General features: G+C 59.0%; 12 protein-coding genes. 6 read left to right on the top strand and 6 right to left on the bottom strand.

The genetic code is table 11. From position 1 onward, the window contains the following. The first annotated feature begins 2 nt into the window (after nt 1-2). Together RHM68_RS25410 and RHM68_RS25415 are read left to right on the top strand one after the other, a co-directional pair. Complete coding sequence (locus tag RHM68_RS25410; RefSeq protein WP_322219726.1) at nt 3-449, top strand: GNAT family N-acetyltransferase; 447 nt, start codon at nt 3-5, stop codon at nt 447-449. Nucleotides 450-466: 17 nt separating this feature from the next. Beyond that, nucleotides 467-1,138, top strand: a complete 672-nt coding sequence (locus RHM68_RS25415; protein WP_322219727.1) for a GNAT family protein — start codon at nt 467-469, stop codon at nt 1,136-1,138. Between the two features lie 49 nt (nt 1,139-1,187). Here the strand turns inward: RHM68_RS25415 and RHM68_RS25420 are convergent, their stop codons facing one another. Continuing rightward, the gene (locus RHM68_RS25420) at nt 1,188-2,087 is read right to left on the bottom strand and encodes a homocysteine S-methyltransferase family protein (protein ID WP_322219728.1); all 900 of its coding nucleotides are present in this window, start codon (nt 2,085-2,087) and stop codon (nt 1,188-1,190) included. A 113-nt stretch (nt 2,088-2,200) separates the two neighbouring features. Between RHM68_RS25420 and RHM68_RS25425 the strand changes: the two genes are divergently transcribed. The 3 genes from RHM68_RS25425 (at nt 2,201) to RHM68_RS25435 (ending at nt 6,222) form a co-directional block, all read left to right on the top strand. Continuing rightward, on the top strand, nt 2,201-3,022 hold the full coding sequence (locus RHM68_RS25425) for an ABC transporter substrate-binding protein (RefSeq protein WP_322219729.1): 822 nt from the start codon (nt 2,201-2,203) through the stop codon (nt 3,020-3,022). Then, nucleotides 3,019-3,855: an amino acid ABC transporter permease gene (locus RHM68_RS25430; RefSeq protein ID WP_322219730.1), complete on the top strand. Its 837-nt coding sequence runs from the start codon at nt 3,019-3,021 to the stop codon at nt 3,853-3,855. The genes RHM68_RS25425 and RHM68_RS25430 overlap by 4 nt, the downstream gene beginning before the upstream one ends. A 213-nt stretch (nt 3,856-4,068) precedes the next feature. Then, nucleotides 4,069-6,222 (top strand): autotransporter domain-containing protein, encoded by a 2,154-nt coding sequence (locus RHM68_RS25435; RefSeq protein ID WP_322219731.1) that lies wholly within the window; start codon nt 4,069-4,071, stop codon nt 6,220-6,222. A 131-nt stretch (nt 6,223-6,353) separates the two neighbouring features. Here the strand turns inward: RHM68_RS25435 and oadA are convergent, their stop codons facing one another. Together oadA and RHM68_RS25445 are read right to left on the bottom strand one after the other, a co-directional pair. Next, nucleotides 6,354-8,162 (bottom strand): sodium-extruding oxaloacetate decarboxylase subunit alpha, encoded by a 1,809-nt coding sequence (gene oadA, locus RHM68_RS25440; protein WP_322219732.1) that lies wholly within the window; start codon nt 8,160-8,162, stop codon nt 6,354-6,356. Between the two features lie 11 nt (nt 8,163-8,173). Continuing rightward, nucleotides 8,174-9,589 carry an acetyl-CoA carboxylase biotin carboxylase subunit gene (locus RHM68_RS25445; RefSeq protein ID WP_322219733.1) on the bottom strand — a complete coding sequence of 472 codons (1,416 nt, stop codon included), beginning with the start codon at nt 9,587-9,589 and terminating at the stop codon, nt 8,174-8,176. Between the two features lie 189 nt (nt 9,590-9,778). Between RHM68_RS25445 and RHM68_RS25450 the strand changes: the two genes are divergently transcribed. Next, nucleotides 9,779-10,741 (top strand): LysR family transcriptional regulator, encoded by a 963-nt coding sequence (locus RHM68_RS25450; RefSeq protein ID WP_322219734.1) that lies wholly within the window; start codon nt 9,779-9,781, stop codon nt 10,739-10,741. Here RHM68_RS25450 and RHM68_RS25455 read toward each other — a convergent pair. From RHM68_RS25455 to RHM68_RS25465, 3 genes are all read right to left on the bottom strand, one after another. Continuing rightward, nucleotides 10,683-10,895, bottom strand: a complete 213-nt coding sequence (locus RHM68_RS25455) for a PA3496 family putative envelope integrity protein (RefSeq protein ID WP_322219735.1) — start codon at nt 10,893-10,895, stop codon at nt 10,683-10,685. The genes RHM68_RS25450 and RHM68_RS25455 overlap by 59 nt on opposite strands. A 219-nt stretch (nt 10,896-11,114) precedes the next feature. Then, nucleotides 11,115-11,981: a transcriptional regulator HexR gene (hexR, locus tag RHM68_RS25460; RefSeq protein ID WP_008027445.1), complete on the bottom strand. Its 867-nt coding sequence runs from the start codon at nt 11,979-11,981 to the stop codon at nt 11,115-11,117. Nucleotides 11,982-12,115: 134 nt separating this feature from the next. Further along, nucleotides 12,116-14,989, bottom strand: coding sequence for an EAL domain-containing protein (locus tag RHM68_RS25465; protein WP_322219736.1), 2,874 nt, complete (start codon nt 14,987-14,989; stop codon nt 12,116-12,118). Between the last annotated feature and the right edge of the window lie 117 nt (nt 14,990-15,106).

The raw sequence follows: 15,106 nt of genomic DNA on the forward strand, positions 1-15,106 counted from the left end.
ACATGAACCAGATCGAGATTCGCCAAGTCACCGCCGACGACCAGGCGTCGTGGCTACCGTTGTGGCAGGCCTACCTGCGGTTCTACAACACCGAGCTGCCCGAGGCCGTTACCCAAAGCACCTGGCAGCGCCTGCTTGATCCCAGTGAAACAACCCACTCCGCGCTGGCCTGGGTCGACGGCACAGCCGTGGGCATGGTGAACTTCATCTACCATCGCTCGAACTGGAGCATCGAAAACGCCTGCTACCTGCAAGACTTGCTGGTAACGCCCGAAACCCGCGGCACCGGCGTTGGCCGCAAACTCATCGAGTTTGTTTACGCCACGGCCAAGGCCGACGGGTGCTGCAAGGTTCACTGGCTGACTCATGAAACCAACACCACGGCGATTCAGCTCTACGAGCGCATCGCCGAACGCCCCGGTTTCATCCAGTTTCGCACCGCCCTCTAAGGTTCAAGGAGAACACCATGTCAACTTCACTCGCGGACTGGAAAGGCGTACCGCCACCCTCGGTTCAACTGATCGAGGGACGCTTCATCCGCCTGGAAAAACTCGACCCGGCGCGGCATGCCGACGGTTTGTTCAACGCCCTGCAAGGTCCGGGGGCCGATCCGAAACTCTGGGATTACTTGCCTTACGGCCCATTTCAGGAGCGCCGCGTATTCAATGATTGGTTGAACAACCACGCCGCCAACAGCGACCCCTATTTCTTCGCCGTGATTGATCGCGCCAACGGCGAGGTGCAGGGCATCCTCAGCTTGATGTCGATCGTCCCGGCCCAGGGTCGCATCGAGATTGGCCACGTGACGTTTGGTTCGCCGATGCAGCGTTCGCCGAAAAGTACCGAGGCGGTTTACTTGCTCGCCAAGGAGTCTTTTGCCATGGGCTATCGGCGCCTGGAGTGGAAGTGCAACAACGGTAACGCACGCTCGAAGTACGCGGCCGAGCGCTTGGGCTTCAGTTTTGAAGGGGTGTTCCGCCAGCACATGGTGGTCAAGGGGCAGAACCGCGATACCGCGTGGTACTCGATTCTGGACTCGGAGTGGTCGGCGATTGGTGCAGGCTTTGAGCACTGGCTTTCAGATGAAAACCAGACAGATGGCGGTCAGGTAAAAACCTTGGCTGAGTGCCGCGGGTAGCCCGCGGCGCCTGGACGGAAGCCTTCGCGGGTTTGCCCGCGATGAGCTTCTAGACGAGTTTCTGGGCCAGCACCGCGATGTGCTCCGGTCCAATACCGCAGCACCCGCCCAAATGGCTGGCGCCGCGCTGCTGCCAATCTGCCGCCCATTGCAGGTAACCCGGCGGATCGAGGTCTTCGCGCAGCGGGTCGAGCCCGTCGTTGGCCGTGGCTTCTTTTGGTTGCGGCGGAAAGGCGTTGGCATACGCGCCGATGTGAATCTTCACCCCCAACCGCTCAAAGGTTTCCCGTGCGGCATCAATCGCCGCGCCGATCACTTCTGGCTGGCTGCAATTGAACAGCAACGCCTCGACACCCAGCTCAGCCGCAACGGCAGCCGCTTCGGCCACCGGCTCACCGGAACGCAAACGCGGGACTTCGTCGGTGTCTTCATCCTTCAAGGTAAACGACAGCCAGAACGGCTTGCCGTCCTTCGGCAGACCGGCGTGGATCGCTCGCGCCTCGACGATTGAACTCTGGGTTTCCGCCAGCCACAGATCGACATGAGGCGCCAGACCGGTGACCAGCGGTGTCAGCAGTTCAGTCACCCGAGCCGCGTCGAACAAGTCCGGGCGGTAAGAACCGAACAACGGCGGCAACGAACCGGCGACACGCACGGCTTTGCCCGAAGCCTCCACGGCACGTCGCGCCAGCGTCCCGGCCAGCGCCGCGAGTGCCTGGCCTTCAGCGGCAAAGCGTTCTTCGCCAATGTGAAACGGCACCACCGCGTAACTGTTGCTGGTGATCACGTTAGCGCCACTGTCGATATAGGCTGCGTGTACCGCCTCTACGGCGTGCGGCGCTTCGCTCAAGGCCAGCGCTGACCACTCGGGCTGCCTGAACGGCGCGCCTGCGCGTTGCAGTTCGCGGCCCATGCCGCCATCGAGAATTACTGTACGTGCTGCGCCCATATGCTTTTCACTCATAAGCTTATGAAAATAACTCACTATCAGAGTCGTTCTTATAACTATTTAATACGCACCATTCGGTTAATAACAACCTCTTTTTTATTCAGGTATGGACTGTGAAATTTCAACCGCTGCTGGCCTTGGGCCTGACGATTCTAGCTGCCTCTACCCAAGCCTTTGGCGGCGCTACGCTGGATCGTGTAGAGCAAAAGAAAGAACTGGTGGGCGTGTTGATGGAAAGCTATCCGCCGTTCTCGTTCCTTAACGACCAGAACCAGCTCGACGGTTTCGACGTGGACGTGGCCAAAGCCGTGGCGGACAAACTTGGCGTCAAACTGCGCCTCGAAACGCCGTCCTGGGACGTCATCGCCGCCGGCCGCTGGAGCGGACGTTACGACATCTGCATTTGTTCGATGACCCCGAGCAAGGCCCGCGCCGAAGTCTTCGATTTCCCGGTCGAGTACTACGCCTCACCCGCGGTGATCGTGGTCAACGCCAAAGACGACCGCATCCACAGCGCCAAGGACCTGAGCGGCAAAAAAGTCGGCCTCACCAGCGCATCCAGCTATGAAAGCTACCTGAACAAAAACCTCGTCATCGAAGGCGCCGAAGAGACTCAGTTGCAGTACCCGTTCGAGAACGTACAGATCGCACCGTATGACACCGATAACGTGGCGTTTCAGGACCTGGGCCTGGGCGCGGGCGTGCGACTCGATGCGATTCTGACCAACCTCGTCACCGCGCAACCGCGCCTGAACGAAGACAAACGTTTCAAACTGGCAGGCGACCCGCTGTACTCGGAACCGAACTCGGTTGCCATTGAAAAAGGCGATGCCCAGTGGGACGCCAAGGTACGTACTGTTTTTGCGCAATTGAAACAAGACGGCACTCTGAGCAAACTCTCGCAAAAATGGATCGGCGCCGACATCAGTAAATGACTTCTTTCCCCAAACCTCCTCAGCTGCCACCCCCGGTGGCTGAGTCGCGACTGCAACGAATGTTCGGCTTTCGCACCCGGCTGTACCTGACGTGGGCGGCAATGCTCAGCTTGTTCGCCAGTTTCTTCCTGAGCTTCGACCTGAAGTTCTCGATCATCCTCGACAAACTGCCCAACCTCGTCGGCCTGCACCTGGCGCCTAACGGCTTCCTGCAAGGTGCGGCCCTGACGCTGTTCCTGTGCCTGTGCTCAATCATCGCGTCGTCACTGCTGGGGTTCATCACCGCCCTGGCGCGGCTGTCGAAAAGCGCGGTGGCGTTCGGTATAGCGAGTTTCTATGCCTCGTTCTTTCGCGGCACGCCGTTGCTGATCCAGATCCTGTTGATCTACCTCGGCCTGCCACAACTGGGTATCGTCCCCGGCGCCATCGCTGCCGGCATCATCGCCCTGTCGCTGAACTACGGCGCCTACCTCAGCGAAATTTTTCGCGCGGGCATCCTTGGCGTTCCACACGGCCAACGCGAAGCGTCCCTGGCCTTGGGCATGCGCGACAGCGTGATTTTCTGGCGCGTTACCCTACCCCAAGCGATGCGCACGATCATTCCGCCCACCACCAACCAATTCATCTCCATGCTCAAGGACTCATCCTTGATCTCGGTGATGGGCGTGTGGGAAGTGATGTTCCTGGCGCAGTCCTATGGGCGATCAAGCTATCGCTACATCGAGATGCTGACAACCGCGGCGATTATTTACTGGGTGATGTCGATTGGGCTGGAACTGATACAGGCACGGATGGAGCGGCATTATGGGAAGGCTTACTTGAGCCGCCGTTAGCTGAAGGCGAAAGCACGTAGCCTTTGATAGCTTGTTGATTGGCTGTAGGAAAAAAACACCCCACAGAAGCGCTAAAAACAACGATTCCCGAGCGGCCAGTTCTTTTCTACAGAACAATCTGACGCAACCCGCAACCCTGCCGGAACCGCCTGACATCGGCGTCTACCGCCTCCCCCATAGAGTTTGTCCTCCTTCCCAAAGAGGTCAAACTCAATGCCCGCTCAACACCAACACCGACCACTCCACCTGGCATTGGCCATTGCGTTCGCACTCGGGTGTGCTGACTTCGCAATGGCCCAACAGATTACCGCCGACACCTCCCCCGCCCCAACTGAAACGCCGGAAGACTTGATCGCCGGGCTGGACGCGTTCATCCATGCGGCCGACACCACCCACACCAAGGTCACCAAGGCATACATTGAAAAGCACGGGGTTGAGCTGCTATTCGGCGATACCAATGATCTGGTGACGGTGCTTGCCCGGGGCGGTTTGACCGGGGTGGTGGACGGCGGCGACGGCGACGACGTGCTGCAACTCGACGCGGCGAACGGTGGCTCGCTAGGCGAGACGCGCAACTTCGAGGGGCTGGAAGTCAAACGGGGAGCCTGGACTCGTGACGGGGCCAGCGATTTCAGTATTGGGGTCCTGGTGCGCCCCAAAGCCATACTGACCAACAGCGGACATATCGACGGGGGTGTATTGACGCAAGGCACGCTGAACAATAACGGCGAGATCCGTGGCGCAGTGACCGTGCTCTCTGACGGCACCCTGAACAACGCAGGAACCATTGAGGGAGGCGTTGACGTCAGAAATCGCGGGGCCTTCAGCGGCCAGGGCACGGTAGGCGAACTGAAATTGGCCGGCACGCTCTCCGTCAACAGGTTACAGGGCGCGCCGACAGTGGTGGACGACCTGAACATGTCCAACACCGCCGAGCTGGTCTATGAGGTGAATGCCAATGGCCGTAGCGAGACGATCAACGTTGGCGGCACCGCCAGACTGAACGACGCCACGCTGAGCATCGTTGCAGTCCCCGGCGAATATCCCGTGAGCAGCCAGCACACCCTCATCGACGCCAATAAGGTCGAAGGCCAATTCGGCAACGTCGTTAATGGCCTGGCCTTCATGAACCCGACCCTGCAATACCATGAAAAGTCCGTGGCACTGACCTACGCGCGTAACGATGTATCGCTCGACAGCGTCGCGACCAGCGAAAGCGGGCGTCAGCTCGCCCAGAGTATCGACGAGCCAGAGGCGATCGCCCCCGTCCAGATGCCCTCTGATACATCGAGCGCTGCCACTGTCACCCCGAATACATCACCGGCCACGAACACTGCCGTCACCGCCCTGCTCGGTGCCAACAAAGCCACTGCCAGTCGGGCCATCGAACAATTGGCCGGCGGCAGCAACGCGAACCTGGCCAATGCAACCTTGAGCAGTGTGAGTCCTGTGACTGGCAGCATGCTCTCGGCCATGCGCCAACTGGGCGCCGCCGTCCTCCATGAACAGAGCAATACGCCGCGTCTGGCGGCCGGTAGCAACACCCGCGACAGGGTCTGGTTACAGGCACTGGGCAACGGCGGCACAGTGGATCGTCGTCATGAAAGCAGCACGCTGCAACATGCCACCAAAGGCCTGGTACTCGGCACGGATTGGGCACTCGGTGAGCAATGGCGCCTGGGCGTCATAGGCGCGAAATCGCAAACACGCCTGGACGGCAGTCAACTCGACGGCGAGCTGAACAGTTGGCACCTGGGCGCCTATGCCTTGCACCAACGCGGGCCTTTGGCGTTGCGTTTGGGCGCGACGCACAGCAGCCATGAAGGAAGCAGCAAGCGACGAGTCGCCTTCAACGGCTTCAGCGATCGCCCGACGGGGAGCTACGACGCCAGCACTCAGCAGGCCTTTGCAGAGGTCGGCTACACATTGCGCAGCGGCAACGTCAGCGCCGAGCCCTTCGTCACGCTCGGCTACCAACGCTATCAGCGCGACAGTTACACAGAGAACGGCGGCGCAGCCACGCTGCGAGTCCACGGGCAAACCCAGAACAACCTCAATAGCACCTTCGGCCTTAGGCTGGCACAGCTCAATACCCTGGATAACGGTATGCAATTGACGCCGCGACTCAGCGCCGGCTGGAAACACACTTACGGCAATATCAACAGCAAGACGCGGCAGCGACTGGCAACGGGCGGCAAAAATTTCACCGTCGAAGGCGCAGCGCTTGATCGTGACGGCCTGATGCTTGGCGCCGGGCTCGATCTGGCTGTGTCGGCACGGCATACGCTGGGTGTCGGGTACAACGGCGAGATCGGGAGTGACAGTCGCAGTCACGGCGTAACAGGGCAGTGGCAGATGGTGTTCTGAGCAACGACTGACATCCCGCAGCCAGGGTGAGGACGAGCGCTCTACCCCACTTTGGATGCGGAATGTTGAGCAAAAAAAAAGGGGAGCACATGCCCCCCCGAGGTTTAAAACGGTCTATCGAGGCTGTTAACTCAGCCTTCGATCTCGATCAGAATTTCGCCTGGGTTCACCCGGTCGCCCTTGGCCACATGGATGGCAGTAACTTTGCCGGCGATGGCGGCCTGCACTTCGGTTTCCATCTTCATCGCTTCAGTAATCAACATGGCCTGGCCTGCCTTCACCACGTCGCCCTCCTTGACCAGCACATCGACGATGTTGCCCGGCATGGCCGTGCTGACGTGGCCAGGTGCCGTGGCTTGCTTGCGCTTGCTGCTGCCACCGCCGACGAATTCGTTGAGCGGTTCAAACACCACTTCTTCCGGCATGCCGTCGATAGTCAGGTAGAAGTGGCGCTTGCCTTCAGCCTTGACGCCGACGCCGGTGATGTCAACGCGGTAGGTTTCACCGTGGACGTCGATGACGAACTCGGTCGGTACGCCGTCGCCAGCGGCCGAGGCCACGCTACCGGCTTCAGGAATCGGCAGCAGCGCTTCCGGGGTCAGCGTGCCGGCGTTGCGTTCTTCGAGAAACTTGCGACCGATGTCCGGGAACATGGCGTAGGTCAGCACGTCTTCTTCTGATTTGGCCACGGCACCGATTTCGGTACGCAGCTTGGTCATTTCCGGCTTGAGCAGATCAGCCGGTCGAACGTCGATCACCTCTTCGCTACCAATGGCCTGGCGACGCAGCTTCTCGCTCACGGTGCCCGGCGCTTTGCCGTAGCCACCTTGCAGGTAGAGCTTCACTTCGTTGGTGATGGTTTTGTAGCGCTCGCCGGCCAGCACGTTGAAGAACGCCTGGGTGCCGACGATCTGCGAAGTCGGAGTCACCAGCGGCGGGAAGCCGAGGTCTTCACGAACCCGCGGAATTTCGGCCAGCACTTCGCTCATGCGGTTCAGTGCGCCCTGCTCTTTCAGCTGGTTGGCCAGGTTGGAAATCATTCCGCCCGGCACCTGGTTGACTTGCACACGGGTGTCGACGGCGGTGAATTCGCTTTCGAACTGGTGGTACTTCTTGCGCACGGCGTAGAAGTACAGACCGATCTCTTGCAGCAGTTCCAGGTTCAGGCCAGTGTCGAACTCGCTGCCTTTAAGGGCCGCGACCATCGACTCGGTGCCTGGGTGGCTGGTGCCCCAAGCAAAGCTGGAGATCGCGGTGTCGATATGATCGGCGCCGTTTTCGATAGCCTTGAGTTGGCACATCGCAGCCAGACCCGCGGTATCGTGCGAGTGAATGAAGATTGGCAGCGACTGTTCGCTTTTCAATGCCTTGACCAGTTCGCCCGTAGCGTAAGGCGTCAGCAGGCCAGCCATGTCCTTGATCGCCACTGAGTCGCACCCCATGGCTTCCATTTGTTTGGCTTGCGCAACGAAGGCCTCGACGGTGTGTACCGGGCTGGTGGTGTAAGCGATGGTGCCTTGCGCATGCTTGCCGGCAGCTTTCACCGCTTCAATGGCCACTCGCAGGTTACGGACATCGTTCATCGCGTCGAAGATGCGGAACACATCGATGCCATTGACGGCGGCTTTAGCAACGAAGGCTTTGACCACATCGTCACTGTAATGGCGGTAGCCCAGCAGGTTCTGGCCACGCAGGAGCATTTGTAGGCGCGTGTTAGGCAACGCAGCACGCAGCTGACGCAGACGCTCCCACGGGTCTTCTTTCAAAAAACGCACGCAGGCGTCGAACGTCGCACCGCCCCAGACTTCCAGCGACCAGTAGCCGACTTTGTCGAGCTTGTCGCAGATCGGCAGCATGTCTTCGGTGCGCATGCGCGTGGCGAGCAGCGATTGGTGGGCGTCGCGCAGGATGGTGTCGGTGACGTAGATCTTCTTGGACATTGGAATATTCCTCACAGGCCTGCGTGGGCGGCGATGGCGGCGGCGATGGCCAGGGCCAGCTCTTCGGGTTTGCGCTTGATCGAGTAGTTGGTCAGTTCAGGGTGGGCTTCAACGAAGCTGGTGTTGAACTGGCCGCTACGGAATTCCGGGTTACGCAGGATCTCCTGGTAATACGCGGCGGTGGTTTTGACCCCTTGCAGGCGCATATCGTCCAGAGCCCGCAAGCCACGGTCCATCGCCTCTTCCCAGGTCAGCGCCCACACCACCAGTTTCAGGCACATGGAGTCGTAGAACGGCGGAATGGTGTAACCGGTATAGATCGCCGTGTCGGTGCGCACGCCAGGACCGCCGGGTGCGTAGTAACGGGTGATCTTGCCGAAGCTCGGCAGGAAGTTGTTTTTCGGGTCTTCAGCGTTAATCCGGAATTGCAGCGCAAAACCGCGGTGCTGGATATCTTCCTGCTTCACCGAAAGCGGCAGGCCGGAGGCAATGCGAATTTGCTCACGGACGATGTCGATGCCGGTGATTTCTTCGGTGATGGTGTGCTCCACCTGCACCCGCGTGTTCATTTCCATGAAGTACACCTCGCCCTCGGCGAGCAGGAACTCCACGGTACCGGCGTTTTCGTAACCCACAGCCTTCGCCGCACGCACCGACAGGTCGCCGATGTAGGCGCGCTGTTCAGGGGTCAGTTGCGGGCTAGGGGCGATTTCGATCAGCTTCTGGTTGCGACGCTGGATCGAACAATCTCGCTCGAACAAATGCACCACGTTGCCAAAACTGTCGCCGAGGATCTGCGCTTCGATGTGCTTCGGATTGACGATGCACTTTTCCAGGAACACTTGCGCCGAACCAAAAGCCTTGGTTGCTTCGGAAATCACCCGAGGGAACGCGTGTTCAAGTTCTTCGCGGCTGTTGCAACGACGAATCCCGCGACCACCGCCACCTGAGGTGGCCTTGAGCATCACCGGATAACCGATGCGCTCGCCTTCGACCAAGGCCTCAGCGATATCGGCGACATTGCCCTCCGTACCCGGAGTGACCGGCACGCCCGCCTTGATCATGCTGCGGCGCGCTTCAGTCTTGTCGCCCATACGGCGAATAACTTCAGCCGATGGACCGATGAATTTAATCCCGCGTTCGGCGCAGATGTCCGCCAGCTCGGCATTTTCCGACAGGAAGCCATAACCTGGGTGCAACGCATCGCAACCGGTTTCCACCGCCAGGTTCACCAGCTTGCGTGGGTTGAGGTAGCCGGCCAGCGGATCGGCACCAATGCTGTGGGCCTCATCCGCACGCTTTACATGCAAGGCATGACGGTCGGCTTCGGAATAAACCGCAACCGAGCGAATGCCCATCTCGGCGCAGGCACGCACGATTCTTACGGCAATCTCACCACGGTTGGCGATCAGGATCTTTGTTATCACTTGTAGGTTCCCTTGAGCCGGTGACACCACGACCTGCTAGACCAGATCGACACGTGACCAAATGTTTCAATTCAGTCGCGTCACCACACTAGTCCTCACAAGGGATTAACAAAAATGAATAATAATTGGGTCAGCCATAAGTAAAGATTTATAGTTGGCACTCCCCCCCGTATCGAGAGCGTTTAAATAATGCGTAAGTCATTGATGCGTATGACTTTGCGTCAATTACAGATTTTTAATGAAGTCTGTGATTTGCGGTCCTACAGCCGCGCGGCTGATGAAATGTCTCTCACGCAACCCGCCGTTAGCCTACAGATTCGTCAACTTGAAGAGCTGATTGGCCAACCGCTATTCGATTACGTTGGCAAAAAGCTCTACATGACCGAAGCGGCCGAAGCGTTGCAGCGAGCCAGTCGAGACATTTTCGGGCGCCTGGAAAACCTCGACATGCAGCTCTCGGACATGCAGGGCTCCTTGCAGGGGCAGTTGAAACTGGCAGTTGAGTCCAGCGCCAAGTATTTCGTGCCGCACCTGTTTGCCGCGTTCAAACGCCAGCACCCGGAAGTGAACCTGCACCTGACAGTGGTTAACCGCGGACAAGTCATCCGACGCCTGTCAGACAACCGTGATGACCTGGTGATTATGTCGATGGTGCCGCAGGACATGGGACTGGAGTTCTTACCGTTTCTCAACAACCCGATTGTGGCGGTGGCACCGCCCGATCATCCGCTGTGTCACATGGGACGACTGCGCTTGCAGGATCTGGAGCCTTACACGTTGCTGATGCGTGAGCCGGGGTCAGGTACGCGCATAGCGTGCGAAGAATATTTCAAAGAGAAGCGCGTTCACTTCAACCAGACCCAAGAGGCATCATCAGCCGAAGCTCAGCGTGAGTGCGTGCTGGCAGGACTGGGCATAGCGCTGTTAACGCGCCACGCCCTGAACCTGGAGCTGGCGACCGGCGCGCTCATTGAACTGCCGGTCGAAGAGTTACCGCTGTATCGCAGTTGGTGCCTGGTGCAGGCCAAAGCAAAACGGCTGTCACCTGTGGCTCACGCGTTCCTTGCGTTTATCCGCAGCGAGCGGGTACAGATCAGCGCGCTGGTTGAGCGCTTCGACGGGAAGTTACCGGTGCTGCCTGCCAATAGTTAAGGTGAAGCTCGTCAGGGAAGTCGCCAATTTCGGCGAGAAGCTGGCGACGTTCGCAACGATCTTCGATAGCACGGCGAAATTCCATGCGGCGCTGGTCTTCTTGCTGACGGCGGGTTTTTAGAGCGCTGTTGCGTTCTTCGTAGGGCTGGGCCATTTCGAGTCTCCCAAGGCGAGTACGGGAGTTTCAAAATAAGCGCGCTGGATGACGGTTTGGCGGCGAGAGGATTACAGGGATGTGAATATTGCCAAAGCGGTGGCGCTTTCGAGAACGCCTTCGCGAGCAGGCTCGCGCCCACAGGAGAACTGGGTCAAATGTGGGCGCGAGCCTGCTTGCGAAAAGGTCGGAACGGCCTTCAGCGGTGTCGAATCACGCTCAATCGTCCAGCGCTTTCACCGACTTGGGCGACAGCCGCAAGCTGCGGAGGCTGCGCTTGACGCTCTTGAGGTGATTGACCAGGCTCGGCCCGCGCGCCATGGCCACGCCCATGGCCAACACGTCGATCACCACCAGGTGGGCGATACGCGAGGTCAGCGGCGTATAGATTTCGGTGTCTTCATGCACGTCGATTGCCAGGTTGACGGTCGATAACTCGGCCAGCGGTGTCTGACTCGGGCACAAGGTGATCAGCGAGGCGCCACTTTCACGCACCAGATTCGCCGTGATCAACAAGTCTTTGGACCGCCCCGACTGGGAAATGCAGATCGCGACGTCGGTGGGCTTCAACGTAACCGCCGACATGGCCTGCATATGCGGATCGGAATACGCCGCCGCCGTTAGCAGCAAACGGAAGAATTTGTGCTGGGCATCTGCCGCCACGGCTCCCGACGCGCCAAAGCCATAAAACTCAACACGCTGGGCCTGAGACATGAGCGACACCGCCCGCTGCAACTCGACTGGATCGAGCTTCTCGCGAACCTCCATCAATGTGTGCAGCGTGGTGTCGAAAATTTTCAGGCTGTAGTCAGCGACCGAATCGTCTTCGTGAATTGCGAATTGCCCAAAGCTCGCGCCAGCTGCAAGGCTCTGCGCCAGCTTCAACTTCAAATCCTGAAAACCGGAGCAACCGATAGCGCGGCAAAAGCGCACGATGGTCGGCTCGCTGATACCCACGCTGTGGGCCAGGTCGGCCATGGAACTGTGCATCACCGCCGCAGGGTCAAGCAGCACGTGGTCGGCGACCTTGAGCTCCGACTTGCGTAACAGGTGACGCGACTGGGCGATGTGTTGCAGCAGATTCAAAGGGCTGGACTCTTTGTTATTGGCAGGTGCCGGGGATGTAGCAAGCTTGTAGTTATACTACAAGAACTTGCTTTTTGCCTGCTCAATGCGTAACTCGATGCCCCCATTCCACGCCACATACGCTTCATGTAGCCCTATAAGGGAATCGCGTCCTTGCGCAGCAGCTCACCCAAATCAGTGGCATCGACCGGACGACTGATCAAATAACCCTGCACTTCATCGCAGTGTTCGGCTTTGAGAAACTCAAGCTGCTCAGGCCGTTCGACACCCTCAGCCACCACTTTCAAGGACAATCCATGGGCCATGGCAATAATCGCTCGAGTGATCGCCGCATCCTCGCTGCCCTGCCCCAAGCCGCGAATGAATGCCTGATCGATCTTCACGTAATCCACCGGAATTCGCTTGAGGTAACTGAGGGATGAGTAACCGGTACCAAAGTCGTCGATGGCCAGTTTGACCCCCAGATCGCGCAACTGCTGGAAGGTCGCGATGATGTGCTCCACGCTGTCCAGTAATTGGCTTTCGGTGAGTTCCAACTCCAGGTAGTGCGGCGCCAGGCCGGTTTCTTCCAGCACCTGACGTACCAGGCTGACCAGTTTGCCCTGGCGCAACTGATGCACCGACAGATTCACCGACACACGAATCGGCTTCAGCCCCTGACGCTGCCACTCACAGGCTTGCCAACACGCCTGACGCAGCACGAACTCACCAATCGGGCTGATCAGACCGGTCTCTTCGGCCAGCCCAATGAAGTCGCCCGGCGGCACCCGGCCCATAGTCGGGTGGTCCCAGCGCACCAGCGCTTCAACGGCGTTCAGCCGGCCAGTGGCGAGGCATAGTTTCGGCTGATAGAACACTTTTAACTGCTTGTCTTCGATGGCTTTGCGAAGCTGATTTTCAAGCTGCAGGCGTTCCAGGGTGCTGGCTTGCAGGCTGTCGGTGTAGAACTGAAAATTATTGCCGCCCAAATGCTTGGCATGCTGCATGGCCATGTTGGATTGGCTGACCAGTGCGGAAATCTCTCGCGCATTGTCCGGCAACAAACTGATGCCCATCGATGCACTGACCACTAATTCATGACCGTCGACCGTCACCGGTAAACGCAGCTTGGTCGACAAGCGCGTCGCCACCCGCGCCAGACTCGACAGATTGCCGTAGGCATTGAACAACACCGCGAACTCGTCACCGGACAGGCGTGCGATGGTGTCCGCCTCTGGCAGCGCATTGACCAGCCTGCGGGCGATTTTTTGCAGTAACTGGTCGGCAATTTCATGACCCAGGCTGTCGTTGAGTAACTTGAAACGGTCCAGATTGATATGCAGTAACGCCAGATTTCGGTGGCTGCCTTGTCGTACCCGCTGATGAGCCTCGCGCAGCCGCTCACGGAACAGCGAGCGGTTGGCCAGCCCAGTGAGTTCGTCGTAATGCGTGAGGTAGCGCATGCGCTCTTCGGATTCGCGCCGGGCTGACAGGTCGGCGAAAAAACCGACAATGTGGCTGACCCTCCCCCGCGTATCACGCACAGCGTTCAGTTGCAGCCATTGCGGATAAAGCTCGCCATTCTTGCGGGTTTCCACCAACTCGCCCTGCCAACTGCCGTGCTGTTCCAGCGCTTGATGGATGATTGCGTAGTGCCGACGGGCATCACGGCTGCACGGCAACTCGACGACGTTGCGTCCGAGCATGTCTTCAATGTCATAGCCCGTGACTCGGCTGAAAGCCTGGTTGACCGCGATCAATGCGTAATGAGGGTCCAGGATCACGATCCCTTCACTCGCCGCCTCAAATACCGTGGCCGCCAATTGCCGCTGTTGCTCCAGTTCCTTGTTGGCACTGATGTCGCGGCGGGTGCCGACCATTCGCATCACCCGCCCGCTGGCGCTGCGCTCTACCGCTCGGCCGCGGTCCTCGATCCAGACCCAGTGCCCATCGCCGTGACGCACGCGATACTCGATTTGATAATCCTCGCTACGACCCTTCAAATGCTCCACCAGCGCCCTTTTGAGCGACGGTAAATCTTCGGGGTGCAGCCGCGGCCTGAGGTGACTGAGCATGGCCGTGACATATTCCGGCGCCAGACCAAACAACTCCTGAAGCTGGGTATGGTGAACTTCATCGGTTTGCAGGTTCCAGTCCCAGAGCCCCAGCTCACTGGCTTTCAATGCCAACGCCAAACGCGCTTCACTTTTGCTCAAGGCTTGAGTCGCCGCATCCAACTCAAGGGAGCGCTGGGTCACGCGGTTTTCCAGCCCGGCTTGGGCTTCTCGTAGCTTGTCTTCAGCACCGCGACGCTGGTCAATTTCCTTGGCCAGTTCGTGATTGAGCTGTTCACTGCGAATTTGCGCCTGCTGCAGATGCTCGATCAGCGCCTGGTTTTGAAAGCGCCGCAACAGCCCGCGATCGATCAGCCGATTGACCTGCCAGGCAACCACACTCAACGCCCCCAGCAGAATCAGCCCAAACCAGCCCCAGCCTTGCTGCTGTTCATCACCGCCCCAGAACAAATAGCCGATAGCCGGCAACAAACAGGGCAAGGTAAACGAGAGGAATGCCGGCAGGCTGACTGCGTAAGCGACACTGGCCGAGAGCGCTGCTGCGCCGATCAGGCCGAAGACCCAGGCTTGCTGCATGAAGGTGTCGGCGGGCACCAGCGCTATGCCGGCGCCCGCGAGCGTCAGGCCAGTCATGGCCGAACCCAGTGCAAACATCCGGCGCCAGATCGGATGCGCCTGACGGTTGGGTATTGCCGAGTCAAAGGCCGCCACCTGAATCACCCGTAGCGCCACCAGCGATAACAGCCACACCAGCCAGATGCTGACCAGAAAGTAACGCTGAGGGCTCCAGAGTAAACCAGCGCAAACCAGACCGTTGATCAGCATGAACAGCGTCGGCAGCAGCGAACCCTGATAAAGCAGGCGCGTGCGCTCTACCGCCATTTCCATGGCGTACTGTTGGCGAATAACCCGGGGCTCCACAGAGGGGCCCGACAGGTCGGTGCGGGAGGTCATAGGCAATATTCTTATAATGTTGAGCCCGAAACGTGGACGGAGCATACACAAGCGAATGACCTTACCAAACTGCTCCAGGTCATAAAATAAACAAAAGCATCAACAGCTGGCCTCTGC

It is taken from the genome of Pseudomonas sp. DC1.2 (assembly GCF_034351645.1).
Taxonomy (GTDB): Bacteria; Pseudomonadota; Gammaproteobacteria; order Pseudomonadales; family Pseudomonadaceae; genus Aquipseudomonas.